The 24471-nt window shown below is 50.6% G+C and carries 23 protein-coding genes; 20 read left to right on the top strand and 3 right to left on the bottom strand.

The window, feature by feature from the left end; all coding sequences use genetic code 11:
- The first annotated feature begins 102 nt into the window (after positions 1 to 102).
- On the top strand, positions 103 to 939 hold the full coding sequence (locus MMG91_RS06420; RefSeq protein ID WP_305449143.1) for an undecaprenyl-diphosphate phosphatase: 837 nt from the start codon (positions 103 to 105) through the stop codon (positions 937 to 939).
- A 65-nt stretch (positions 940 to 1004) separates the two neighbouring features.
- Here the strand turns inward: MMG91_RS06420 and rfaH are convergent, their stop codons facing one another.
- From rfaH to galU, 3 genes are all read right to left on the bottom strand, one after another.
- Entirely contained in the window at positions 1005 to 1511 is a 507-nt protein-coding gene (gene rfaH, locus MMG91_RS06415; protein WP_305449144.1) for a transcription/translation regulatory transformer protein RfaH, read from the bottom strand.
- Complete coding sequence (locus tag MMG91_RS06410) at positions 1508 to 1939, bottom strand: phosphomannomutase (RefSeq protein ID WP_305505973.1); 432 nt, start codon at positions 1937 to 1939, stop codon at positions 1508 to 1510. The genes rfaH and MMG91_RS06410 overlap by 4 nt, the downstream gene beginning before the upstream one ends.
- 76 nt (positions 1940 to 2015) lie before the next feature.
- A complete protein-coding gene (galU, locus tag MMG91_RS06405) occupies positions 2016 to 2849 on the bottom strand; it encodes a UTP--glucose-1-phosphate uridylyltransferase GalU (protein WP_305449146.1) in 834 nt (277 codons plus the stop codon).
- Between the two features lie 654 nt (positions 2850 to 3503).
- Here galU and MMG91_RS06400 point away from each other — a divergent pair.
- From MMG91_RS06400 to MMG91_RS06310, 19 genes are all read left to right on the top strand, one after another.
- Positions 3504 to 3944 carry a low molecular weight protein-tyrosine-phosphatase gene (locus MMG91_RS06400; protein WP_238542604.1) on the top strand — a complete coding sequence of 147 codons (441 nt, stop codon included), beginning with the start codon at positions 3504 to 3506 and terminating at the stop codon, positions 3942 to 3944.
- Positions 3945 to 3989: 45 nt separating this feature from the next.
- The gene (locus MMG91_RS06395) at positions 3990 to 6218 is read left to right on the top strand and encodes a polysaccharide biosynthesis tyrosine autokinase (protein WP_310659116.1); all 2229 of its coding nucleotides are present in this window, start codon (positions 3990 to 3992) and stop codon (positions 6216 to 6218) included.
- Positions 6219 to 6527: 309 nt separating this feature from the next.
- Positions 6528 to 7850, top strand: a complete 1323-nt coding sequence (locus MMG91_RS06390; RefSeq protein ID WP_310659115.1) for a UDP-glucose/GDP-mannose dehydrogenase family protein — start codon at positions 6528 to 6530, stop codon at positions 7848 to 7850.
- Between the two features lie 272 nt (positions 7851 to 8122).
- On the top strand, positions 8123 to 9379 hold the full coding sequence (locus tag MMG91_RS06385; RefSeq protein ID WP_310659114.1) for a hypothetical protein: 1257 nt from the start codon (positions 8123 to 8125) through the stop codon (positions 9377 to 9379).
- A gap of 7 nt (positions 9380 to 9386) precedes the next feature.
- Positions 9387 to 10577, top strand: coding sequence for a polysaccharide pyruvyl transferase family protein (locus MMG91_RS06380; RefSeq protein WP_310659113.1), 1191 nt, complete (start codon positions 9387 to 9389; stop codon positions 10575 to 10577).
- Positions 10574 to 11923, top strand: coding sequence for a hypothetical protein (locus tag MMG91_RS06375; protein ID WP_310659112.1), 1350 nt, complete (start codon positions 10574 to 10576; stop codon positions 11921 to 11923). The genes MMG91_RS06380 and MMG91_RS06375 overlap by 4 nt, the downstream gene beginning before the upstream one ends.
- Positions 11920 to 12768, top strand: a complete 849-nt coding sequence (locus MMG91_RS06370; RefSeq protein ID WP_310659111.1) for a glycosyltransferase — start codon at positions 11920 to 11922, stop codon at positions 12766 to 12768. Before MMG91_RS06375 ends, MMG91_RS06370 begins: the two co-directional genes overlap by 4 nt.
- Before the next feature lie 2 nt (positions 12769 to 12770).
- A complete protein-coding gene (locus tag MMG91_RS06365; RefSeq protein ID WP_310659110.1) occupies positions 12771 to 13883 on the top strand; it encodes a glycosyltransferase family 4 protein in 1113 nt (370 codons plus the stop codon).
- A gap of 5 nt (positions 13884 to 13888) precedes the next feature.
- Positions 13889 to 14938 (top strand): glycoside hydrolase family 99-like domain-containing protein, encoded by a 1050-nt coding sequence (locus MMG91_RS06360; protein ID WP_310659109.1) that lies wholly within the window; start codon positions 13889 to 13891, stop codon positions 14936 to 14938.
- Between the two features lie 4 nt (positions 14939 to 14942).
- Complete coding sequence (locus tag MMG91_RS06355; protein WP_310659108.1) at positions 14943 to 16070, top strand: DUF1972 domain-containing protein; 1128 nt, start codon at positions 14943 to 14945, stop codon at positions 16068 to 16070.
- Positions 16067 to 17134, top strand: coding sequence for a dTDP-glucose 4,6-dehydratase (gene rfbB / locus MMG91_RS06350; protein WP_310659107.1), 1068 nt, complete (start codon positions 16067 to 16069; stop codon positions 17132 to 17134). The genes MMG91_RS06355 and rfbB overlap by 4 nt, the downstream gene beginning before the upstream one ends.
- Positions 17135 to 17179: 45 nt before the next feature.
- Positions 17180 to 18058, top strand: a complete 879-nt coding sequence (gene rfbA, locus MMG91_RS06345; protein ID WP_008013087.1) for a glucose-1-phosphate thymidylyltransferase RfbA — start codon at positions 17180 to 17182, stop codon at positions 18056 to 18058.
- Positions 18055 to 18594, top strand: coding sequence for a dTDP-4-dehydrorhamnose 3,5-epimerase (gene rfbC / locus MMG91_RS06340; RefSeq protein WP_310659106.1), 540 nt, complete (start codon positions 18055 to 18057; stop codon positions 18592 to 18594). The genes rfbA and rfbC overlap by 4 nt, the downstream gene beginning before the upstream one ends.
- Positions 18595 to 19016: 422 nt before the next feature.
- A complete protein-coding gene (locus MMG91_RS06335) occupies positions 19017 to 19295 on the top strand; it encodes a hypothetical protein (RefSeq protein ID WP_310659105.1) in 279 nt (92 codons plus the stop codon).
- 88 nt (positions 19296 to 19383) lie between these two features.
- Complete coding sequence (locus tag MMG91_RS06330; protein WP_310659104.1) at positions 19384 to 20496, top strand: polysaccharide biosynthesis/export family protein; 1113 nt, start codon at positions 19384 to 19386, stop codon at positions 20494 to 20496.
- Between the two features lie 14 nt (positions 20497 to 20510).
- Positions 20511 to 21170 carry a YjbF family lipoprotein gene (locus MMG91_RS06325; protein WP_310659103.1) on the top strand — a complete coding sequence of 220 codons (660 nt, stop codon included), beginning with the start codon at positions 20511 to 20513 and terminating at the stop codon, positions 21168 to 21170.
- Positions 21167 to 21934 carry a capsule biosynthesis GfcC family protein gene (locus MMG91_RS06320; RefSeq protein ID WP_310659102.1) on the top strand — a complete coding sequence of 256 codons (768 nt, stop codon included), beginning with the start codon at positions 21167 to 21169 and terminating at the stop codon, positions 21932 to 21934. The genes MMG91_RS06325 and MMG91_RS06320 overlap by 4 nt, the downstream gene beginning before the upstream one ends.
- The gene (locus tag MMG91_RS06315; RefSeq protein ID WP_310659101.1) at positions 21931 to 24033 is read left to right on the top strand and encodes a YjbH domain-containing protein; all 2103 of its coding nucleotides are present in this window, start codon (positions 21931 to 21933) and stop codon (positions 24031 to 24033) included. The genes MMG91_RS06320 and MMG91_RS06315 overlap by 4 nt, the downstream gene beginning before the upstream one ends.
- Complete coding sequence (locus MMG91_RS06310; protein WP_310659100.1) at positions 24030 to 24389, top strand: VanZ family protein; 360 nt, start codon at positions 24030 to 24032, stop codon at positions 24387 to 24389. The genes MMG91_RS06315 and MMG91_RS06310 overlap by 4 nt, the downstream gene beginning before the upstream one ends.
- Positions 24390 to 24471: the final 82 nt, after the last annotated feature.

Below are 24471 nucleotides of genomic sequence, written 5' to 3'. Positions count from 1 at the left end.
GCGCTTTAATCCTCCGCTGGTCCGACAGGTTTAATCGCGATCAGGACAAATGCTCGGCATCATCAACAGACCTTTCAGCCGAGAGGGTTTAACGGGGGATTAATGGACTTCTGGACCACCACGCAGGTATCGATTCTAGGGTTGGTTGAAGGGCTCACAGAGTTTTTGCCCATCTCCAGTACCGGACACCAGATTATTGCCGCGGACTTGCTCGACTTCGGCGGTGAGCGAGCCATGGCGTTCAATATCATCATTCAGTTGGGGGCCATTCTGGCGGTCGTCTGGGAGTTTCGTCGCAAGATTCTGGAGATCACTACCGGTTTGCCGACCCAGCGTAATGCGCAGCGTTTCACTCTGAATTTGTTGATCGGTTTCTTGCCCGCGGTTGTTCTGGGTGTGATGTTCGCCGACAAAATCCATGAGTATCTTTTCAACCCGATCACCGTAGCCGTGGCGCTGGTGATCGGTGGAGTCATCATGTTGTGGGCCGAACAACGTGAGCATGTGGTGGTTATCGATCACGTTGACGAAATGCGCTGGACCGATGCCTTGAAAGTCGGTTGTGCACAGTGCCTGGCGATGATCCCCGGCACTTCGCGCTCGGGATCGACGATTATCGGCGGGTTGCTGTTTGGCCTGTCACGCAAGACGGCTACCGAGTTTTCGTTCTTCCTGGCGATGCCGACGATGGTGGGGGCCGCGGTGTACTCGGGCTACAAGTACCGCGACCTGTTCCAGTCCGCCGACTTGCCGGTGTTTGCCCTGGGGTTTGTAGCCGCGTTCCTCTTTGCGATGATTGCCGTGCGCGGTTTGCTCAAGTTCATCGCCAATCATAGTTATGCAGTGTTTGCCTGGTACCGGATTGCGTTCGGCTTGCTGATTCTGGCGACATGGTTTTTGGGTTGGATCGACTGGAATCATCTCCCAGAGGGGGCGTAGGTTTTTCTGCGCACATAAAAACGCCGCTTGTTGAGCGGCGTTTTTATGTGGACGTGATGGTGGATCTAAATCTTGTTAACGCCCGCCAATGGCAGGCTGATCTGCTGTTCACGCTGCAGGAAATTCATCATCAGCAGCACTCGTTCCTCGCCGTCCATGGCCAGGAACACCGCCTCGAGATCGGAGAACGGGCCTTCAGTGATGCGCACCGTATCTCCGTGCCTCAACAATGTTGTCACAATCGCCTGGCTGTCTCGCTCCTGGAGCTCGTCGATCAGCGCATCGCGGATCGGCAGTGGCTGACCGCCGAACCCGACAACTCGCGAAACGCCACGGGTCGAGCGCAGCGGGCCCCAACTGTCCTGAAGGCTCAGTTGAATAAACAGATATCCCGGAAACAACGACTCGCTGATCACTCGACGCTGCCCGCGCAAAACGCGCTCACGCCGGTAGGTCGAGCGAAAACAGGCGTAGCCCTGGCGCTGTAAATGCTCTTCGGCGCGTTCATCCTGTTTGGGCTTGCACTGAAGCAGATACCAGGCTTTGGCGGCGTGCTCTGCAATCGCGTTCATGTAAATGCCTCCTGCGCGTCGATCTGCTTCAGCAGTTCGGCGGTTTTGTGCTGCATGAGCGAGCTGTCGCCGCGACTTTCCACGGTCAGGCACGTCACGCCATCATCGTTCAGAAGACGCAAGCTGAGACGCCAGTCGGCAAAGACCAGGTTCAGTCCATCGCTCTCGTCGATGTCGAGGGCGTCGGCGGCGTAGCGCTGCCTGATGCTCGCCAGTAACGCCGGACCATCCTTGACCTGACGGCGGATTTCCCCGGAAGAGGGGAAGGCACCGATGCGCTCTACCAGCAGCACCGGCGGTTTCTGCACGCGGGGAAAGATCAGCTCCGACGCATAGGCGCGCACGATGAGGTACGCGAGGTTGTTTTTAAGGTCAGCGCCATACGGGCGGCGACTGTCATCTGCCTTGAAACCGCTCAATGTCTTCATAGAGGCTTCGTCCATAGGGTAATAAAGACCAAAAAATCAATTCGATAACGCACACGATTGTCAGGGTTCAGCGCCGTCACAAGGTGTTTTGATGCAAGTGCTCGAAGCAGAAATTGGTAGCTTCGATGTAACCTTCGGCGCCGCCGCAATCGAAGCGTCGGCCCTTGAATTGATAAGCCAGAACGCAGCCGTCCTGGGCCTGTTTCATCAACGCGTCGGTAATCTGGATTTCACCGCCCTTGCCAGGTTCGGTGTCAGCGATCAGGTCGAAGATGTCGGGGGTCAGAATGTACCGGCCGATAATGGCCAGGTTGGACGGGGCGTCTTCCGGGCGGGGTTTTTCGACCATGCTGTTAACCCGGTAAATACCCTCGCGAATCAGTTCGCCGGCAATCACTCCGTACTTTTGAGTCTGCTCACGCGGCACTTCCTGGATCGCCACGATCGAGCAGCGGAATTGCTCGTAGAGCTTGAGCATTTGCGCCAGCACGCCATCGCCCTCAAGGTTCAGGCACAGGTCATCGGCCAGCACCACGGCGAACGGCTCATCACCGATCAACGAACGACCGCTGAGAATGGCGTGACCCAGGCCCTTCATCTCTACTTGGCGGGTATAGGAAAAAGTACAGGTATCGATCAGCTCACGAGTGCCTTCCAGGAATCGCTCCTTATCAGTGCCGCGAATCTGGTGTTCGAGCTCGAAGCTGACATCGAAATGATCCTCCAGCGCTCGCTTGCCCCGGCCGGTGACGATGGCCATATGTTGCAGACCGGCGTCGCGCGCTTCCTCGACGGCGTACTGGATCAGCGGCTTATTGACGATCGGCAGCATCTCCTTCGGCATGGCCTTCGTGGCGGGCAAAAAGCGGGTCCCATAGCCGGCTGCGGGGAATAGGCATTTACGAATCATGAAAGCGTCCTTGAAAGTAGACAGGTGGAATGGCTAATGGCAGTAGGAAAGGTTCGACGGGTTGTCGGAACCGGTAACGCTGAAGAGTGCGGGCTCTAAATGGCTCGATCACTCGAGAAAAATGTTGGCAACGCTGCATGGGCAGCGAAAGGCCTGTACGCCATGTTTCGCGCAAGGCGGGGGCAGAGAAAATCGGGTGGTCGGTTGGCCGGCGAGCATGCCTGGTTGTTCCACTGCATGCTCCTGACGCAACTCGCTGTAAACAAAGTTATTGCCCAAGGCATCTCTTACCCAACTTCTAACCGAATGTCTGACGCCCTGGCAATGCACTAACGGAACGGCTATATATTAGCCACTCGCTATTTCGGTGTAATTTAGATTGAACGGTCGTGGGAAAACGGCAATTGTTAGAAATTGTCTGGATAAATTCTCGAACTGTTATTTTCGGCTCTCAAAGAGTGAAATGTTATTTTTTGTCTGAAGAAAAAGTTGGGGGCTGTTCGAACGTCATGGTAATAAATACGCACTGATGGTTTGAAAGTTCCAGCTGCAGTTACTGGGGTTATACATACCCGGATTCATTCGTAGTTTAAAGCTCTTATGTTCGGCAAGTGCTATGTCACCGCCACTGTTGACAAGACGGGGAATGTTATCTTGCTTAAAAGGGTTTTGATTGTCTGCGTCGGCAATATTTGCCGCAGTCCCACCGCGGAGTATCTGCTACGCGGGGCACTCGTTCATTCCGATATCGAGGTCAGTTCGGCTGGCCTCGCTGCCTTGGCGGGCAAACCCATCGAGCCGACGGCACACGCCGTACTCAAGGAACATGGTCATCTGCCCGATGGGCATGAGGCCGTTCAACTCACGTCTCAAGCCGTCAGCGAGGCGGACTTGATTCTGGTGATGGAGCGACGGCATGTCAGCGGGGTACTCAACATTGCCCCTGAAGCGCGAGGCAAAGTGTTGCTACTGGGCAAATGGCAAGACGATCGCGAAATCAGCGACCCCTACCGTCAAGGCAAACCTGCATTTGTGCACGCTTATGCGTTGATCGAAGAAGCCGTACTCGCATGGGCTCAGCGCCTGGCGCGCTGATGGCCACTCCTTTTTGAATCGTAATACAGGCAAAGAATCCGACTTATGCAGCAAGCACCGGTAGTTAACGTGCGGGACGACGACAATGACGAGATTGATCTTCTCGGCTTGTTTGGAACACTCATCGACCATAAATGGCTGATTGCCGCGGTTACCGGTGCCTTTATGGTGGCTGGGGCCGCGTACGCGGTGCTTGCGACCCCGGTATACCAGGCGAATGCGCTGTTGCAGGTCGAAGCGAAAAAGAACGATTTGTTGGGTTTCTCCGATGTCAGCAGCATGTTGGGAAAAGAGTCGCCTTCGGCGACCGAGATCGAGCTGATCAAGTCTCGTGCGGTGATTGGCAAGACGGTCGATAACCTGAAACTTGATATTGTCATACAACCGATGTACTTCCCGGTGGTCGGTGAGTTCCTGGCTCGTCGATTCCAGAGTAAAAATCCCGGTGAAATAGCCGACCCCATGTTGGGGTTGAACAGTTTCGCCTGGGGAGGGGAGTCACTGAAGATATTCAAACTGGATCTGCCCGACTCGCAACTGGGCAAGAAGTTGACCCTGACCGCGGGTGAAAATGGTCATTACACCTTGGTGGACGAAGACGACAACGTATTGGCAGCCAGCCAGGCTGGACAACTTTTCGAACAAAATGGCGTTGCGTTTCAGATAGAAGAAATGCACGCCAATCCTGGAACCCGCTTCAGAATCATCCGCAATTCTCGCCTGACCAGCATCCTCGACTACCAAGAGGATTTGGATGTAACCGAGCGTGGAAAAGAGTCGGGCATGATCGGCCTGGCGCTGGAAAGCACAGATCCGAATCAGGCCATTAAAACCCTCAATGAAATTGCCGCTATTTATGTGCGGCAAAACGTAGAGCGCACTTCAGCTGAGGCAGCGCAAAGCCTGGCGTTTCTCAAAGAGCAACTTCCGGTGGTCAAGAAGGACCTGGAAAAAGCCGGGAATGCCTTGAATGAATACCAGACACGCAGTAAGTCCGTGGACATCACGCTCGAAACCAAAGCCATTCTCGATCAGATTGTCGGGCTTGATACCAGCATCTCCGAGTTGAAGTTGCAGCAAGCCGAGATGGACCGCAAGTTCACCCGCCAACATCCCGCCTATCGTGCATTGTTGACCCAGATTGGTGAGTTGAGCAGCAAGCAGAAAAGTTTGGCGTCCAAGGTGGAGAGCCTTCCCTCCACCCAGCAAGAGCTGCTGAGCCTTACCCGGGATGTAGAAGTCGGTACGGCCATTTATACCCAGCTGCTGAACAAGTCTCAGGAGCTGGATGTGATGCGCGCGGGGACGGTCGGTAACGTGCGTCTGATCGACACCGCGGATGTCAATTTTTTCAAACCGGTCAAACCGAAAAAAATCTTGATTGTATTGATCGCCACGATTCTTGGCGGCTTCCTGGCGGTGGTCCTGGTGCTGGTACGCAAGGCATTGAACCGGGGGCTGGAAAGTCCGGAAGCCATCGAGCAACTTGGGTTGCCGGTCTACGCATCGATTCCTTACAGCATTCTGCAGAAAAGTGAAGAAGACAAAGTCTCTCGCGGACGGGGACGTTCCGGCGCAGGTTCTACATTGCTGGCCGTCACTCATCCCACCGATCTGGCCGTCGAGGCGTTGCGCAGTTTGCGTACCAGTCTGCACTTCGCCATGCATGAGGCCGGCAATAACCGCCTGATGATTTCCGGGCCTAGCCCTCAGGTGGGTAAAACCTTCGTGTCGGTCAACCTCGCGGTGGTGATAGCACAAACCGGGTTGCGGGTATTGTTGATCGACGTCGACATGCGCAAAGGCTATCTGCACAAAGTGTTAGGTGTTTCTTCAGACAATGGGCTCTCCGATATCCTGGCCCGACGCTGCGATGTAGCCACTGCTATCCATAAGACCGAAATTGACAACTTCGATTTTGTCAGTCGAGGCCAAATCCCGCCCAATCCTTCCGAATTACTGATGCACGCCAATTTCAGCGCGCTATTGGAGCAGGCAAGCAAGCAATACGATCTGGTGATTCTTGATACGCCGCCGATATTGGCGGTGACAGACGCGGCGATCGTCGGGCGCTTGTCTGGGACTAACCTGATTGTGACGCGCTATGGCCTGAACCCGGCGAAAGAAATCGAATTGACAGTCCGCCGGTTCTCCCAGAATGGCGTTGCCATTAAAGGTGCGATTTTTAACGGCGTGGAGAAAAAGGCCTCCAATAAATATGGCTACAATGATTATGGTTATTACAACTATGCCTATGCCTCCGACAAAAACTGATGAATATCGAACAGGTCACGTCCTAAGTTCAGATGTCTGACGGCGTTACTATTGTTCTTGAGTTTTTATCGTTTATTGCTGCGCCGGATCATTAGCTATTAAGCATGATCAAATCGATATTTCATGGAAACACTACGTCTTGGGGAAGATGACGGAAAATCCTGGGGCGGTAGCGTGCCTTATGCCGCCCCTTCCTCATCGGCCATTCTGACCGCCGAACTTTAAGGCTATCAAGGAGCCTAGGATCTCTTAGGTTTCCAAGTGGACGGCGTGAGCCAAAAACCAACGTTTGTATCACAGGTAATCATCATGAAAGTCACTGTATTCGGAATTGGCTACGTAGGTCTTGTTCAAGGGGCGGTGCTAGCCGAGATTGGTCACGATGTAGTGTGTGTGGACGTAGATGAGCAAAAAGTAAGAAACCTGGAGCAGGGGATTATTCCAATCTATGAGCCTGGACTGGAAGTCTTAGTCAAAGAGAACTACGGCGCCGGAAGATTGAAATTCACTACCGATGCTATAGCTGCAGTAAAACATGGAGAGGTTCAATTCATTGCGGTAGGCACACCTCCTGATGAGGACGGATCTGCGGACCTGAAATATGTACTGGCCGTTGCCGAAACGATAGCAAGTAACATTGAAAGCAATTGTATTATCATTAACAAATCTACTGTTCCTGTTGGGACGGCCGATAAAGTGAGGGATCGAGTTGCGAGCGTACTTTCTCAACGCGGCCGCACTGATCTCTCATTTGATGTTGCATCGAATCCAGAATTTTTAAAAGAAGGTTCTGCAGTATCTGACTGCATGCGCCCGGATCGGATAATTGTCGGGACCGAGCAAGCCAACACCGAAGCAGTCATACGTGACCTATATGCGCCGTTTAATCGTAATCATGAAAAAATAATTGTCATGGACGTTCGCAGCGCTGAGCTGACGAAGTATGCAGCCAACTGCATGCTTGCAACAAAAATCAGCTTTATGAATGAGATCTCCAACCTCTCGGAGATGCTCGGAGCTGACATTGAAATGGTGCGTAAAGGTATCGGTTCGGACCCTCGAATAGGCTACCACTTCATTTATGCGGGGTCCGGATACGGCGGCTCCTGTTTCCCAAAGGATGTGAAGGCTCTTATTAAGGCTTCGGAGCAATTGGACTTCGATGCGAAAGTTCTAAAGTCTGTCGAATCACGAAATCACGAGCAAAAATCTGTTCTATCGAGAAAAATCCTAAAACATTACGACGGAAAAATAGAAGGTAAAGTTTTCGCGCTTTGGGGTTTAAGTTTCAAACCAAATACGGATGATATGCGTGAAGCTCCAAGTCGAGTTCTAATCGAAGAACTCTGGAAACATGGAGCCCACGTGCGTGCATTTGATCCGGAAGCTATGGAAGAAACTCAGCGAATTTATGGGAATCATGAAAATCTGAGTCTCTGTGGTACCAAAGAGGAAACTTTAAAAGATAGCGATGCCCTCATAATTATAACGGAATGGCAAGCATTTAAAGCTCCGGATTTCGATAATATAATACAGAAGCTTCGCAATCCCGTAGTATTTGATGGAAGGAACTTGTTTAATCCGAAAAAGATGCAAGATCTTGGGATCGAGTACTACTCAATCGGCAGATGAAGTAGTTGCCTTCGTTCATCTAAATGCTGTCTAACAAAATAACACCATAGAGTCTTTTGATTGTCGCGACAATAGCTTTTAAAAGACTCGACTCTTAATAATAGACCATCTATCAGCTGTGCGATGCGCGTCAAGAGTCATTGGTCTGACCTGGTTCAGGAAATTAAAACATAGTTCTGAATAGGTGGTCAGCCTAATGACTAGATCATATAAGCCCTTTCAGAAAAAAGTGAACGTACTTTAATTTGTCGTAGAGAAAGCGAAAAGTTACGATGGTGTTATTAAAAAAAGTACTAAATACACAGCTGATCTCAGCAGCGCTCAGAGTGACAACTCTTGTCTGCAAGCTCGTTTTCGTAATTTATCTAGGCGGAAAATTAAGCCTTTCCGATCTTGGGGACTACGGTCTGATTGCAGCTATGACCAGTTATTCAATTTATTTCATAGGGCTTGAGGCACACTCATACGTAAATAGAAAAGGGATAGGAGGGGATTCGAATAAATGGCGAGTCCTGATTAATAACCAGCTTGGGCTATATCTATTCACATCATTAGTCTTTGTTGTGATAACCCTGCTGTTGAGTCAACTGCATGCCATGCAATTCAAGTACATTTATTTTTTCTTGGGGATTACATTGGTTGAACACTTCGGCCAAGAGTCCTACAGGACACTAATCGCACTAAGAGATCAACTGGCTGCGAGTTTAAGTCTTTTTTTTCGCGCAGCATCTTGGGTAATAGCAACGGTTCTTGTGTTTCAGTTGGAAATATACCGGGTTGAACTGACGGATATATTTTCTCTGTGGTTAGCATTTGGAGCTGTCAGCACCATAGCTACATACATATATATTTCAAAAAAGTACACTAATACTTGGTATTTTACGCCCAAGCTTGATTATCACTGGTCAGTGTCCGCGATAAAAACCGCTTTAATTTTTCTCATGGCAACACTAAGCCTTAGGCTAATGCAGGTTTTAGATCGCGTCATTATCAACGCTACATCCGACAAGGAAACGCTAGGGATCTATGTTTTTTATACGAGCCTAAGCTTGGCGGCGAGCGCTCTATATATGTTCTTTGGGCCCAGCAGGATATATCCAGTCCTGGTAGCCCTTCATAAAGGTGATGACAAGGCGCAATTTAAACTCGTATCCAAAAAGCTCTTGCTTATATCCTTTCTCATGGGGGCTTTTTTTTGCTTGGCTATACCGTCATTTCTTGTAGTCGCTTCATTTTTTAGTAAGTCACAGCTATTCCATATACAGCAAAATCCGCTGTTATTGATATTGGTGTTAGCAGCCTTGCTAGCAAACGCAATAAACTTAGGCTATCAGTATATTCTCTACTGTAAAAATCTTGATAGAGTCATATTGTTATCCAACTGTATTGGGTTGTCCGCAAGTATTCTTTATTTGGCAATAATTTATTGGATATACCAGGTTGATGCAATCAATGTAGCTGTCGCAGTGTTGTTGTTTTACCTCGCGAGCATAGCATTTAAAATTTTCATAAATAAGCAGACTCAATAGGATGCCCATGAAGCAATATCAAATCGTAGGACCATTTGACAGATACAACTATGGAGACCTTTTGTTTCCGCTTATTCTGGAAAAAGCGCTGCAGTCTGAGTCCGGATCCATAGTAAATTACTACGGCTTAATTGATAGTGATCTATCCCAATATAGTGGAAAGCCGACCAGGTCAATTAAGGACTTTTACCAACAGACCAAAAGCGGTGATCACGTCATTATCGCTGGTGGTGAGTCTCTCTGCACTAGCTGGGCGGACCTTTACTCGTATTTGAGCCCGAAGTTTAATAAGGTTTACAAATCTAAGTTAGTTAGAGCGTTTGATAGAAGAACTATGCTCGTGTCAAAAATAGCGAAGCACCTATGCGGTGGTGCAAGCGATTTGCCATTCTCATTTAGCTCTTCAGAGTTGAATATGGATATTGACATCTCTTTGAACTGTGTCGGTGGTGCTGCAATTGTGTCGTGGACAGATACTAAACGCAGATTCCTGAAGAAGAAAATACAGAACCATAAAGCTATAGGTGTCAGAGACCGTAAAACATTTAGCGTACTGTCGGAAAAGGGAGATTTACCTTCGCTAAAATTAGTTCCTGACTCAGCCATTCTCATGGAAAGATTGTTGTCTGAAGAAATGGAACAGAGAAAACACTCATTCAGTCATTATAAATCTATTCAGAACGACTATATATTTTTCCAAGTGGGATGTGAAAAGACCGACGATTTAGACGAAGTGATATCTAATTTAGATTCCGTTTTGTCGAAAAGTAGTTTTGATTTGGTTCTTTGCCCAATCGGGCATGCGTTAGGTCATGAAGACCTGTTGCCGTTGAAGACTATACGAAATGCCTTAATTGGAAAGCATGGGGCTAGAGTTATTCTGATCGAGCCGGTTATAGATGTTTATGAAATAATGATGCTGATTTCGAAGTCCTCAATGTATATCGGAACAAGCCTGCACGGTACGATTACATCGTTGAGTTTTGGTGTTCCCTATATAACCTTCAACAAACAGATAAAAAAGCTAGAAGAGTATATTAAAACGTGGGGGGCTCCAGGTCTCACTACTCAATATAACGCAAAGGACATCTCTGTAGCCTTTGATAAAGTATCAGGTATTACAAAGCAGTCTATATTGGAACACACCCGTCCACAAAAAGACCTAGTGACAGAATTTATATCGGAACTGACATCATGAGCATTGCTGCAGAATTTTTTTTTCTGCTAATGTTTTTTGCTGCCTCCGCGCTAATTCATTCGGAGAAAACAGCAAACAAGAAACTATTTCTGTCGTTTTATGTTACTTATATATTTTTCTATGACTACATTAATTACTACTTGGGTCTGGCCTTCGGGGCAGACGTTATTGTTTTTAAGCTAGGTACGGAGATTTTCCTATTATCCGCACTACTTAAGATATTTCTTCATGGTCGCATGAGCGTACAGGCAATCAAGCCTCTACTTGCATGTGCTTTACTCGTTGCGGTTGCTGCAATCATTGGCCTGAACAAAGGATACAACCCAAAGAGTATTTATATTGACTTCCGAAGTGCTCATCTCCCAATTATCTTTTCAATAGTGTTGATTGAGGCGGGGGGGATTAAAGGGGTAAAGTTCGAGCATGTATTTAAGACTGTGGTGCTTCTTACGTTATTTAACGGTGTGTACTCCATCTACGAATATATGGCCTTCAATGGAAACTACGAAAATATATGGAGATATCAATCTCTTCTTAACTCAAAAATGGAGGTGAATAGTGATTACAATGAAGCTCAACTTGCTTATCAGATGGTCCGTGATGACAATCTAAGAGCTGCTGGCTTTTTAGTTTCTGCGCTGATAGCCGCGTACATATATGGGTTTATAGCTATACATTTAATTTGTAATATTCTTGTTTTTAAGAAGTCCAGGCGGGTTTTCTTGGATGGTATGCTTCTTGTTGCGTACATTGTGTTCTCCTATATAACGCAAGTGCGAACCAGTTTCTTGATGGTAGGCATTGCACTTCTATTTATATACTCATTGAAGTTAGTGAAGTCAGGGAAAGCTAAACAGGCGGTGGCTATTGGTGCATCTGTCTCTTTGGTAACGGGGTTGTTTGTTTTTCTGTCTTCTAACGTCGGAGTTAAAGACGCATCCTCACTTGGACGGATAGCTCAGTACAATACTTTTTTTTCTGACTTGACATTGTTAGGCGGGGGCTTAGGTAGTTACCCTAGATCATTCGATTCTTTTTATATATACAGTATTTTGGAGTTGGGAGTTTTCTCATTAATTTTGTATTACACATTATTTAGAATGAGCGTTACTCGGAAAAATCCTAGTCTTGAGCAAAAACGCTTTGGAATCTACACGCTTTTACAGTTTTCGTTATTTTTGTTTGTGTGCAGCTTTCAACACATATCTGGCTCTATGTACTATTTTTTAATTGTGTTCCTTCTTTCATATAACCATTTGTCCACAGAGCGTAAGGAACATTATTTAAAGAATAACCTCCCATTCAGGGTGGTAAACCCAATTTCCTATGAGGTGCGCCATCAATGAATACTAGAATAAATTTCATAGTGGTTTTGTACTCTACTGAGCCGGAAAACTCCAAAACTCTACGATCATTGAGTAATGTGGATTTCTCCAACTATGGAATTGATGCTACTTTCTGTATTCAGGATAATTCGCTGAGCGGGTTTGATCTAAGCTCAATCGAAAGGATGTTAGGGCGAGTTAATTATTATCATAGCGGAGAAAACAAAAAGCTTTCCATTGTTTACAATGAGCTCATTAAAGATAATTGTGAGTGTGATTACTACATAATACTGGATGATGATTCGGTTATAGATAGTTCCTATCTGTTGAGTTTGCTTCCATTTTTCGAGTCAGATGTAAAAGTCGCTATCCCACTTATAAAGCATAATGGTGACTTGATTTCTCCTGGGCGAGTTTCTGGGGTTCGAGGACACGCCCTCAAAGAATCTGACGTAGATATTGGGGTTGTAAAGTCATCTAACCTAGTAGCAATGATGAGTGGGACTGTTTTATCCAAAAGCATAGTTGAAGAGCTAAGGTTTGACGAGAGGTTAAGTTTCTACGGAGTGGATACCAAGTTCTTCCTGTCATATTCAAGAATATATGATGTTATTTTTATCCTTAATACAATTTTGGAACATGAGTCAGCGCTGCGCGACAATTTATCAGACTTCAGTTCTTTGAAAAGAAGGCTGACAAATCTGATTTTATCTAAGGTTTACGTATTTGATGATGTAAAATTTCATCGGATTAAAATTTCACTTTACGTACTTGCATTCGTGTCCAAGAAAATTATCACAACAAAAAACCTTAGCTACATTCTGTTATTGAACACCATCCGATCAATCATGACCAAGGCAAAATAATTATGACTGTCAAGATTCTTTGTCTCCACCAAGGTTCAGAGCTTTATGGGTCGGATAGAAGCTTTTTAAGTGCTGTCGAAGCATTGGCTCGTCATGTTGCTACTCACTCTATAGTTCCTTCTCCTGGAGATCTAGCACCACTCTTGGAGAGAAGTGGATCTACAGTCTCCTACTATCCATTCGGTGTATTGCGAAAAAAAAGTTTCCGCCGTCCTTTGCGATATCTATGGGAAATGTTATCTGCGGTGAAGCACTACTACCTGTCGTACAAAATGCATGATATTGTATATATCAATACCACCGTAATGTTTTCGGCACTCCTCTCCGCCTCGCTTTATCGAGGAACAAAAAAGACTTTTTTTTGTCATGTGAGAGAGATTCCGGGAAGCAAATCAATTTTTATTTTCAAAGCACTGTTAAGACTATCCGGTGCAAAATTAATTTTTAACTCTCAAGCGACTAAAAATGCATTTAACCTTAAAGGAGATGTGATTTATAACGGGGTGGAAGAAATATCATCGCCTTCGATGGTCTCTCAAGCAGCTCAGAAAACAAAAATTCTATTAATTGGTCGAATAAATACTTGGAAAGGGCAGGCGTTCTTTCTGGATTCGTTAAGTTCTCTTGCGCCAGAGCACCTGTCTAATTTAGATGTGCGCATAGTTGGAAGCGCATTCGAAGGCTATGAGTATCTTGAGACTGAGTTGTGTCAGAGAGTCAAAGGTTCTGAATTAAATGGAATTGTTAGTTTAATTCCATTTTCCGCCGATCCGACTGAGCATTACACGTGGGCTGATTATGTAGTTGTACCATCTATTAAACCTGAACCATTTGGCAGGGTGGCTATCGAAGCATTCTCTATGGGTTTACCCGTCATAGCTGCAGGGCACGGTGGTTTGGTCGAAATTGTATGCCAGGATAAGAATGGTTTTGTATTTGAGCCGAATAGTTCCACAGCGCTATCCCAAGTACTGAAAAATCTTCCATCTCCGAGTAGTTGCGATTATCGGGAGTTGTCAGTCGATGCTCTAAAAACATATCGAGCAAAATTTTCCTTAACCCAATACGCCGAGAATATTGCAAAAACTGTGCTGGGTAGAACTAATAAGGACTAGATGCCTTGAGAACTATATTCCTTCTACTGTGTATTACATTCTCTATTTTCTCTAATGCTGCAGATAAAATTGACGTTGGCGTATTTTATTACCCAGGCTGGAACCAACCACACACAGATCCATGGGCGAAAATCAAACCTTACCCGGATAGAGAGCCTTTGCTCGGGTGGTATAAAGAAAGCTCCCGAAAAGTCACGGCACAGCATGTGCGGTGGATGAGTGACTACGGAATAGACTATGTGCTCTATGATTGGTATTGGGATAATACTTATGGTGTTACTAGAACGCATGCCATAAATGCGTTCATGGCATTACCTCAAGATAAACTGGAATTTATGGTTATGTGGGCTAACCATACAAAGACCCCGGCCAGTCTGGATCAGTTTGATGAAATAGTGGCTTACTGGATAAAACACTATTTCTCCCATCGCAACTATAAGAAGGTTGATGGAAAACCTGCCGTCTTCATATTTTCGCCAGAGCGCTTTGCCTCCGATGCTCGTCGCTTTGGGTATAGCACCTCAATGCTATTGGAACGCGCTAACCATGCATCTGAAAAAGCCGGTTTTGGAGGCGTCTATTTTATTGGAAGTGTAAATCCTACTAAAGGTCACTCCCCCAGGGATCTGGAAAGCTCTGGATATAACGCATTATCGGCATATAACTATCAGGATTTGTCTAGCGGAGAAATCAAGAATACAAGCTTATCCATGAACTATAAAGAGCTAACAGTTGGGTATCAGCAAAAATGGGATTGGGTTCTTAATAATAGTGATATTCCTTACTTCATTCCTGTGACTTCAGGTTGGGATAAGCGTCCGTGGGGTGGAAGCTCAATACCAGATCACGATAATTCATCTAGTACACCACAGCAATTTTCAGAACAGTTGCAGTCAGCAAAAAAATATGTCACGGACAATCCACAAAAAACTCTTGGGAATATAGTTATTTGCTGTTGGAACGAATACGGCGAAGGCTCTGTTATAGAACCGAGCAAGAAGTTCGGTACTGAGTACTTGCAACTTATTAATAAAATCTTAAGAGGGAATAACTGAGCGTATGATTTCCAAGAACCTCTACATCCTCGGCATTCGCGGCATCCCCGCCAAACACGGCGGTTTTGAAACGTTTGCCGAAAAGCTCGCCCTCTATCTGGTTAAGCAGGGCTGGAAAGTCACTGTCTACTGCCAGGAAGACGGTTCCGGCGGTATATCGACCAGTGAATGGAAGGGTGTTCATCGGATTCATATCCCGATCGCCAATACCGGCGTGGCGGGCACGGTGTTTTTCGACTGGAAGGCCACCATCCATGCGCTGGGGCAGAAGGGATTGTTTCTGACCCTCGGCTACAACACGGCGGCGTTCAATATTCTGCAGAGGATCAAGGGCCAGACCAATGTCATCAATATGGATGGCATCGAATGGCGGCGGGAGAAGTGGGGACTCGTGGCGAAAACCTGGTTCTGGCTGAACGAGCGGGCGGGTTGCTGGATCGGCAACCACCTGGTAGCCGACCATCCGAAAATCAAGGATCACCTGGTCACCCGGGTCAAGGATTCGAAGGTCACTATGATCCCCTATGGCGGGGACCGGGTGAACGAGGCAGACCCTGCCGCGCTGGCCGGTTATGGCCTGGAGCCCCATGGTTTTTCGGTGGTTATCGCCCGGCCGGAGCCGGAGAACTCCTTTCTGCAGGTCGTCAAGGCTTTCAGCAGCAAGCGCCGTAACCATAAGTTGGTGGTGCTGGGTAACTTCACGCCAGAGAAGAACGAGTACCACAAGCGGGTGATGGACGCGGCCGGCGAGGAAGTGATCTTCCCCGGCGCTATCTATGAGGCGGCGGTGGTCCGGGCCCTGCGGTTTTTCAGTCGCTTTTACATCCATGGCCATCAAGTAGGGGGTACCAACCCTTCGCTGGTAGAGGCATTGGGCGCTGGCTGCTCGGTGATTGCCCATAACAACCATTTCAACCGTTGGGTTGCCGGTGATGCGGCGGTGTACTTCGACGACGAGCACGACTGTGCGACGTTGTTCGAGAAGTATCTGCGCGACGATCACAACCATTTGATCGCGGCGATGAAGGCTGAAAGCACCCGTCGCTTCAACGAAAAGTTCACTTGGGAAAACATCCTTTCCCAATATGAAAAATTACTGATCCAGTGGTACCCCAGGGAGTACAGCAAGTGACCCAACGTATTATTGTCACCGGCGGTGCCGGTTTTATCGGCTCCGCCGTCGTTCGCCATCTGATCGACAACACGGATGTGAGCGTACTCAATATCGACAAGCTCACCTACGCCGGCAATACCGAGTCCCTGGCGTCGGTGGCGGGCAGCCCCCGGTATGAATTCCAGCAGGTGGATATCTGCGACACCGAGGCGCTGCACGAACTGTTCGCGCGTTTCCAGCCCGATGCGGTGATGCACCTGGCGGCCGAGTCTCATGTAGACCGTTCCATCGACAGCCCGTCGGACTTCATCCAGACCAACATCGTCGGCACCTACAGCATGCTGGAAGCCAGCCGTCGCTATTGGTCAGGGCTGGCGGCGGAGCAGAAACAGGGCTTTCGCTTCCACCATATCTCCACCGATGAAGTCTATGGCGACCTGGAAGGCACCGACGACCTGTTCACCGAAACCACGCCCTACGAGCCGAGTTCGCCATACTCGGCATCCAAGGCTGGCTCCGACCATTTGGTGCGCGCCTGGCACCGCACGTATGGCCTGCCGGTGCTGGTCACCAACTGCTCGAACAACTACGGGCCTTTCCACTTCCCCGAGAAGCTGATTCCCCATGTGATTCTCAATGCCATCCACGGCAAGCCGCTGCCGGTATATGGCGATGGCTCGCAGATCCGCGACTGGCTGTTTGTCGAGGACCATGCCCGAGCGCTGTTCGAAGTGGTGTCGCGCGGCACCGTTGGCGAAACCTACAACATCGGCGGGCACAACGAGAAGCGCAACCTGCAAGTGGTGGAAACCATCTGCGAGTTGCTCGATGAGCTGCGTCCCCGTGATCAAGAGGTGGGCTCTTACAAGGACCTGATCACCTTCGTCACCGATCGTCCCGGGCATGATCGTCGTTACGCCATCGATGCGAGCAAAATCGAGCGTGAGCTCGGCTGGCGACCACAGGAAACCTTTGAAAGCGGTTTACGCAAAACGGTTCAGTGGTACCTGGATCATCAAGTTTGGTGGCAACGAGTCCTTAACGGTGAGTACCGCCCGGAGCGTCTTGGCCATATCGGTTGAACCATTTAAACCCTGCCTCTATTAAACTTTTAAGGGAATCCTCATATGAAAGGCATCATTCTGGCGGGAGGCTCCGGCACTCGCTTGCATCCCATTACTCGTGGTGTATCCAAACAACTGCTGCCGGTCTACGACAAGCCGATGATTTATTATCCGCTATCAGTATTAATGCTGGCGGGCATTCGCGAGATATTGATTATTTCCACACCGCAGGACTTGCCCAACTTCCAGAACCTGCTGGGTGATGGCTCTTCTTTCGGCATTGAACTCAGTTATGCCGAACAACCTTCTCCTGATGGTCTGGCTCAAGCCTTTCTGATCGGCGAGGATTTTATTGGCGACAGTAATGTGGCGCTGATTCTGGGCGATAACATCTTCTATGGGTACGGTTTCAGCGCCTTGTTGCGCGAAGCGTCACAACGACAGACCGGTGCCACCGTCTTTGGTTATCGAGTCAGCGATCCAGAGCGTTTTGGCGTTGTCGAGTTCGACAGTAATGGCAAAGCGATCTCGATCGAAGAGAAGCCTAAACATCCGAAGTCCGACTATGCCGTCACCGGCTTGTATTTCTACGACAAAGATGTGGTGCGCATTGCAAAGCAAGTGAAACCTTCGATACGCGGCGAGCTTGAAATCACTGACGTGAACAACGCCTACCTGGAGCGCGGGGACCTGCATGTCAGCGTACTCGGGCGTGGTTTTGCCTGGCTGGACACCGGGACCCATGATTCATTGATGGAGGCCGGGCACTTCGTCCAAACCATCGAAGCGCGGCAGGGCTTGAAAGTGGCCTGTCTGGAAGAGGTGGCGTACCACCAGGGTTGGTTGTCGGCTGCGCAATTGGATCAACAAGCCACCGCGCTATACAAAACCGGTTACGGTCAATACCTGGCACGGGTGCTGACAACGGAGCCTGCGAAATGAATGTCATCAACACCCGGCTGCCTGGTGTACTGATCATCGAGCCTAAAATCTTCGGCGATGCCCGCGGGTTCTTTCTTGAGAGCTATCACCAGCAACGTTATCGCGATGCCGGCATCGAGTTGCCTTTCGTCCAGGACAATCACTCGCGCTCGCAGTATGGCGTGTTGCGTGGTTTGCACTTCCAGCGGACTCGGCCCCAGGGCAAGTTGGTGCGAGTCACCCAAGGGGCAGTGTACGACGTGGTGGTAGACATCAATCCTGAATCCGCGACATGTGGTGAACATGTGGGGGTCAAGTTGACTGCCGACAACCATCTTCAGCTATGGGTGCCGCCAGGTTATGCCCACGGCTTTTGCGTGCTCAGCGATATCGCCGATTTTCAATACAAATGCACTGACCTGTATTTTCCCGAGGACGAGGGTGGGTTGCTCTGGAACGATCCGGAGCTGGACATTGCCTGGCCTTTGGAGTCGCCCCAACTTTCGGAAAAAGACCAACGCAATCCACGGTTGCGCGCGGTGTTGAACGGGGAATGACTGACTCGTCATTGTCTATAATTAACATTAACTATTTATGACCTGATGTTATTTAACAATGACGCTTTTGGCGCACTGCAATTTCGCGGACAAAATGCCGTGAAAATCCTGACTAATAATAACAATTGGCGCAAAAATAGGAATGAGTTGCATCTGGTGTTTTCAGGAAAAAACCATGATCTCGCTGGAAAACTCTTGGAAAATGCGCTCAATTTCCAATTTCCACTGTCTTCTGTAAATGCTTTACCCGTGAGGTGACCAGGTTTGGCATATGGCATGTAATACCTATAAATGACATCCTTCAGCAGAGGCGATGGTATGAACTGGCTGGTTCAATGGGCCGGTTTATTCGTTCTGCTGTTCCATTCCCGGTCCCTTAGTATCAAATCTAATGAAAGTTTGATGTCGAGAAGGAGTCTGATATGAAGAAGCTACTTACGGCCAGCTTGCTGGCTGTCATGAGTACCGCGGCATTGGCAGCGGATGAGCCCACCAATACACCGGCGAGCGAAGCAGTGAGCGAGCCGTTGTCCTTGAATACCCCGCTGGTCGGGAACGTTACGGTCGCCGAAACTGTGCTGATCGGCGCGGCCGTTCTTGGCGTAGCGGCGGCTGCTTCAAACTCCGGTGGCAATTCCAATGGCGGTACCTCTGGCACAGGTGGCACCACCGGCACTGGCGGTACGACCGGTACCAACTAATACCCCGCGAAGTGTGTTGTTCAAGATCACTCAGATTCCTCTGGGTGATCTTGTTTTAGATTTGCCCTCGACTAGCGTAGTGCCATTTATGATCCGTAGATTATCTGTTGTTATGCTGGCAAGCATCAGCTTGCACGGCTGTATGTTTTCGCCTGGTCAACACATGGACACCAGTCAAATGGTCAGTGACGGCTCTGGGGAAAGTAGCCGGGTGGAGCTTATTCCCATCACGCCTAAATTGATTGCCATGGACGCCGCCACGCAAGTTCGCGAATCGGTCCCTTCGATATTGACGTCCTATGTGCCTAGCGGTTATCGCGTGGGCGCCAATGACCTGTTGTTTATCACGGTCTGGGATCACCCCGAGTTGACAGCTCCTTCTGGGCCGCAACAGCAAATCGATGCCAACGGTCGTCTGGTGCGTCCGGACGGCACGCTGTTTTATCCCTACATCGGTAATATTCCAGCCGCCGGTAAAACCATCGAAGAGTTGCGAGCCTTTATCGCCGAGCGCTTGTCGCAATTTGTCGAAAGCCCTCAGGTCGACGTCAGCGTTTTGCGTTTCGCCAGCCAGACAGTGGTGATTTCCGGTGCGGTGCTCAAAGCCGGTCAGCAACCGATCACCACCAACCCATTGAGTGTGGTGGAGGCCATTGGCGTGGCCGGGGTGGACCCGTTGAATGCTGACCTGTCGGGCCTGACGTTGACCCGTGACGGGCGCGAATACAAGCTGGATCTGGACACGCTCAATCGCCAGGACTCACAGCTGCAGGGCGTCTACCTCAAGGGTGGCGACCGATTGTACTTGCCTTATAACGACCAAAAGCGAATCTATGTCATGGGTGAGGTCAACCAGCCTCGCGCGCTGAGCTTCAAGAGCAAATCGATCAACCTGACCGATGCTCTGGGCACGGTGGGTGGCTTGAACCAGACCACCTCCAATGGCAACGCGGTGTACGTGATTCGCGGCGCGGATAACTTGGAAACCGAACCGGCCAAAGTGTTCCAGCTCGATGCCGAATCCCCTTCGGCCCTGGTGCTGGCCACCCGTTTCGACTTGCAGCCGCAAGACATCGTCTATGTCGGCCCGGCCGGCGTGACGCGCTGGAACCGTTTGATCAGCCAGCTTCTGCCTACGGCCGCAGTCCTCGGGACCGGCGCCAGCTCTGTTAATAACCTCAGCGAAGCTAACAACAGATAAGGCTCTATCCCGTCGTGAAAATTTTGCCTACCAGCGCCGGTCTGACGATGGCGCTCTTGCTGTGCGGGTGTAACCCGTTGATGAAGGCCTCTTGGGACACTCTTGAACAGTCCATCGCGGGGCCTGCCTCCATCAACTTGACCCGCGCTCAGGTCGACGCCGTGCCTTATCCGCAGATCCTGGTCACCACCATCTCCAGCGAGGGGGTGATGGCCAGGGCCCGTCGGCGGGGCGATCTGGAGTTCTGGATCGCTTCCGGCAAGCAAGTAGTGATGATGCGCGACGGTCTTGTGGTGCGCACCGTTGGGCTGGGTGTTTCCCTGGATGGCACTCGCTTCGATGATGAGTCGCCGTTCAAACGCGGCCTTCAGCATTTACCCAACGGTTATACCAGCACGCGCTGGATCGACATCTATGACGGCAACCATATCGGTATCGCGGTCAACAGCCGTTTCAGCCCGCACGGCATCGAGACCATCAGCATTCTGGACAAGGATTACGCCTTGCTGCGCATTGACGAGCAGGTGGATGCACCCACCCTGAATTTCCACGCCACTAACCGCTACTGGGTCGACCCCCAGGACGGTTTTATCCTGCGCAGCGAGCAGCATCTGACGCCGCAGCTGTTCCTCAAAATCGTGCAGTTGCGCCCTGATCGGGGAGCTGGCCGGTGAAGTGTCCGAACCTTCTATTGCTTGGCTTGCTCTTGATCGGCCCGAGCGTGGGGCACGCTGGCGTCACGGTCAGCGGTGATGTGCGAAGCCCGGGCGAATTCGATGTCAAACCCGGGGCACGTTTGCTGGATGCCATTCACAACGCCCAACCCAACGCCGAGAGTTATTGGCTGGGGGCGGCCTGGCTGCATCGTTCATTGGAGGATCAGCAGACCCGGCTGAAGGCCGGCGTACTGTTCGATCTGAAACTGGTGCAACGGGGCGCCTTGCTCGATGGCAAGCACACGCGAGCAAATTTGAGTGCGCGCCTGTATGAGCAGATCGAGCGACTGCCGGTTACCGGCCGCCAGATCGCGGTGCTGGACCCGATCGCCGTGGAAGTGGGGTTCGCCCGCAATGCTCGGCTGGATGACGGCGACCGTCTGATTTACCCGATGCGACCCTCGACCGTGGAAATTCTCGGGGCAGTCGTGCAGCCCTGTCAGGTGCCTTACCGTGCTCTGCAGGAAGTGAGTGCCTATGCGCGCGATTGCGCCATTCTCGACGGCGCCGAGCGCGATTATCTGTGGCTGATCCAGCCCAATGGTCAGGTGCGGCGCGTGGGCGTGGCGGCATGGAATCGTGAGGAGGGCGTCGTGGCTGCTCCCGGCAGCAGGATTCTGGTTCCGATCAGGAGTGACGACCTTGAGACGCCAACCCCCGAACTCAATCAGCAACTGGCCGAGTTTCTCGCCACCCAACCCATGGCTGAGGTGGCTCCTTGAAGTGCCCGTTCAAGTTACGTTTTGCTGCTGCATTGCTCCTGCCTTGTGGATTGGCTCATGGTGAGCCGCGTTACACCCAAAGTGATTTCGGTGGCGTCGGTCTGTTACAGACGCCCACCGCACGCATGGCCCCCGCAGGGGAATTGAGCGCCACCGCCAGTCGTACCGATCCTTACTCGCGCTACAGTTTTTCCTTGCAGCCGCTCGATTGGCTGGAGGGATCGTTTCGTTACACTGCGATCACCAACCGCGCTTACGGTCCCGAGGATTTTAGCGGCGATCAGAGCTTCAAAGACAAAGCCATCGACGTCAAGGCACGGCTTTGGGAAGAAAGTCACTGGGCGCCGCAAGTCGCCATCGGCGCTCGGGACATCGGCGGTACCGGCTTATTTTCCAGCGAATATTTTGTCGCCAACAAGCGTTATGAAAACCTGGATTTCAGCCTCGGCATTGCCTGGGGCTATCTGGGTAATCGAGGGGATTTCAGTAACCCGCTGGCGGTCTTCGGCAGCAAGTTCAACGACCGGCCAGAGAGCAGTGCGGCTGTCGCCAGGGCAGGGGACGTGAACACCAACGCTTACTTCAGGGGCCACCCTTCGTTGTTTGGCGGGGTTGCCTATCAAACGCCGTGGGCGCCGCTGAGCCTGAAGCTCGAGTACGAGGGCAACGATTACAAGAATGAACCGCTGGACAACTCGATCAAACAAGACCTGCCGATCAACATTGGCGTGGTCTACAAGCTGGCCGACAGCATCGATCTGAGTGCCGGCTGGGAGCGGGGCAATACGGCGATGTTCGGCATCACCTTGCACACCAACTTTGTCAGCCGCAAGGCACCGGTCAAGACCTATGACCCTCCGGCTGAGCCATTGCCGGCGCAGGCGCCGACAACCCCGGCTGACCAGGTCAACTGGGCTGATGTTTCTGATCGGCTGCAGCAGAATGCCGGCTATAAAGTGAAACGCATCACCCAACGCGGTTCGGAGCTGATGGTCTATGGCGAGCAGTCCCGCTATTTCTATTCGGCCAAGGCCGTTGGGCGAGCCAGTCGGATTCTCGATAACAGCGTCAATCAGGATATCGACTGGTTCACCTTGGTAAACCAGCGTTATGACATGTCCATCGAGGAAACCAGCGTACCGCGGGAAACCTTCCGCGCGGTCGTGAACAACGACCAGCCGCTGAAGGATCTGCACCGTACGGCCGAGATCAATCCGGCGACAGCGCACCGGGAAACCACGCTCTACACCCAGGCGCTGGAGCCGTTCAGCTACGGCTTTGGCCTGGGCTACAAACAGAACATCGGCGGTCCCGACGGACTGCTTTATCAGTTCACCGCCGATGCCGACGCGGAGTACCGTTTCACCCGCAATACCTGGTGGAGCGGTTTGCTCAGTGCCAACCTGCTGAACAACTTCGACAAGTTCACCTACGATGCGCCGAGCGGGCTGCCGCGAGTGCGCACTGATTTGCGCCAATACATGACCACCTCCGATGTGACGATGCCGACCTTCCAGTTCAACCATGCGGCGCAGCTGGATCGGGATTTGTACGGGATGGTCTACGGCGGCTATCTGGAATCCATGTTCGCCGGCGTCGGCAGCGAAGTGCTGTATCGACCCACGGGGAAACGCTGGTCGGTGGGCGCAGACCTGAACTTCGTGCGTCAGCGGGACTATGATCAGGGCTTTGGCCTGCGTGGCTACAAGACCGTGACGGGCCATGTCACCAGCTATACTGAACTACCCAATGACATGCTTGCCGCGGTCAGTGTCGGGCGTTATCTGGCGCGGGACTGGGGCACCACAGTGGACTTGTCGCGGGTGTTCAAGAACGGCGTGAAGTTTGGCGCCTGGGTCACTCTGACCAGCGCGTCGAAGGAGGAGTATGGTGAGGGCAGCTTCGACAAAGGGATCTATGTTTCCATCCCGTTCGACGAGTTGATGAGTACCTCCACCATGCGTCGGGCCAACATCGTCTGGGCGCCGCTGACCCGCGATGGCGGTGCACGTCTGAGTCGCACCTACTCGCTGCAAACCATGACCGATGGGCGTGACAGCGACTTGTTCTACAACAACTTCGAGAAAATTATCGAATGATCATGTGGCTCAAAGGGCTGGTCGAGTTGCCATTCTGGCTTCGGGGTCTGATCTTTATCGCGGTGACCGTGATTCTGCTGTTCGCGGGTCTGCGCTCTCAGCCGGTCCCGGAGCTGTTCGTCGAAGAGGACAAGCTCCATCACTGGATCGGCTTTCTGGTATTTGCATGCAGCTGCCGTCTGGCCTTTCCCAATGTGAAATTTCGCTGGATAGCCGTGGGGTGTTTGCTCACGGGCGTACTCATCGAGGCCGCGCAGGGGTTGATGCCGCTGCGCACGGCTTCGCCCTACGACATGCTGGCAAATACTGTCGGCGTGTTGATGGGGTTATTGATTTCCAGGTACTGGGTGCGCTGAAAAGGCGCGAAATACCAAGCAGTCCTGCCGGCATGTTGCAACCGTAGATCCTCTCTCTATCCCTCTCAAGCAACACCTCTCT

Origin of the sequence: Pseudomonas sp. JL3 (genome assembly GCF_031570575.1) — a bacterium.
Lineage (GTDB): Bacteria > Pseudomonadota > Gammaproteobacteria > Pseudomonadales > Pseudomonadaceae > Aquipseudomonas > Aquipseudomonas cucumis.
The sequence above is the reverse complement of the archived record's forward strand: the minus strand, read 5'-3'. Positions and strand labels throughout refer to the sequence as shown.

What these genes read in the sequence shown, in the direction of transcription:
- rfbA (WP_008013087.1), top strand. Translation starts at nt 17,180, where the DNA reads ATGAAAGGCATCATTCTGGCGGGAGGCTCCGGCACTCGCTTGCATCCC.
- MMG91_RS06390 (WP_310659115.1), top strand. Translation starts at nt 6,528, where the DNA reads ATGAAAGTCACTGTATTCGGAATTGGCTACGTAGGTCTTGTTCAAGGG.
- rfbC (WP_310659106.1), top strand. Translation starts at nt 18,055, where the DNA reads ATGAATGTCATCAACACCCGGCTGCCTGGTGTACTGATCATCGAGCCT.
- MMG91_RS06355 (WP_310659108.1), top strand. Translation starts at nt 14,943, where the DNA reads ATGATTTCCAAGAACCTCTACATCCTCGGCATTCGCGGCATCCCCGCC.
- MMG91_RS06420 (WP_305449143.1), top strand. Translation starts at nt 103, where the DNA reads ATGGACTTCTGGACCACCACGCAGGTATCGATTCTAGGGTTGGTTGAA.
- MMG91_RS06330 (WP_310659104.1), top strand. Translation starts at nt 19,384, where the DNA reads ATGATCCGTAGATTATCTGTTGTTATGCTGGCAAGCATCAGCTTGCAC.
- MMG91_RS06380 (WP_310659113.1), top strand. Translation starts at nt 9,387, where the DNA reads ATGAAGCAATATCAAATCGTAGGACCATTTGACAGATACAACTATGGA.
- MMG91_RS06410 (WP_305505973.1), bottom strand. Translation starts at nt 1,939, where the DNA reads ATGAAGACATTGAGCGGTTTCAAGGCAGATGACAGTCGCCGCCCGTAT.
- MMG91_RS06370 (WP_310659111.1), top strand. Translation starts at nt 11,920, where the DNA reads ATGAATACTAGAATAAATTTCATAGTGGTTTTGTACTCTACTGAGCCG.
- MMG91_RS06365 (WP_310659110.1), top strand. Translation starts at nt 12,771, where the DNA reads ATGACTGTCAAGATTCTTTGTCTCCACCAAGGTTCAGAGCTTTATGGG.
- MMG91_RS06335 (WP_310659105.1), top strand. Translation starts at nt 19,017, where the DNA reads ATGAAGAAGCTACTTACGGCCAGCTTGCTGGCTGTCATGAGTACCGCG.
- MMG91_RS06310 (WP_310659100.1), top strand. Translation starts at nt 24,030, where the DNA reads ATGATCATGTGGCTCAAAGGGCTGGTCGAGTTGCCATTCTGGCTTCGG.
- MMG91_RS06375 (WP_310659112.1), top strand. Translation starts at nt 10,574, where the DNA reads ATGAGCATTGCTGCAGAATTTTTTTTTCTGCTAATGTTTTTTGCTGCC.
- MMG91_RS06385 (WP_310659114.1), top strand. Translation starts at nt 8,123, where the DNA reads ATGGTGTTATTAAAAAAAGTACTAAATACACAGCTGATCTCAGCAGCG.
- rfaH (WP_305449144.1), bottom strand. Translation starts at nt 1,511, where the DNA reads ATGAACGCGATTGCAGAGCACGCCGCCAAAGCCTGGTATCTGCTTCAG.
- MMG91_RS06395 (WP_310659116.1), top strand. Translation starts at nt 3,990, where the DNA reads ATGCAGCAAGCACCGGTAGTTAACGTGCGGGACGACGACAATGACGAG.
- galU (WP_305449146.1), bottom strand. Translation starts at nt 2,849, where the DNA reads ATGATTCGTAAATGCCTATTCCCCGCAGCCGGCTATGGGACCCGCTTT.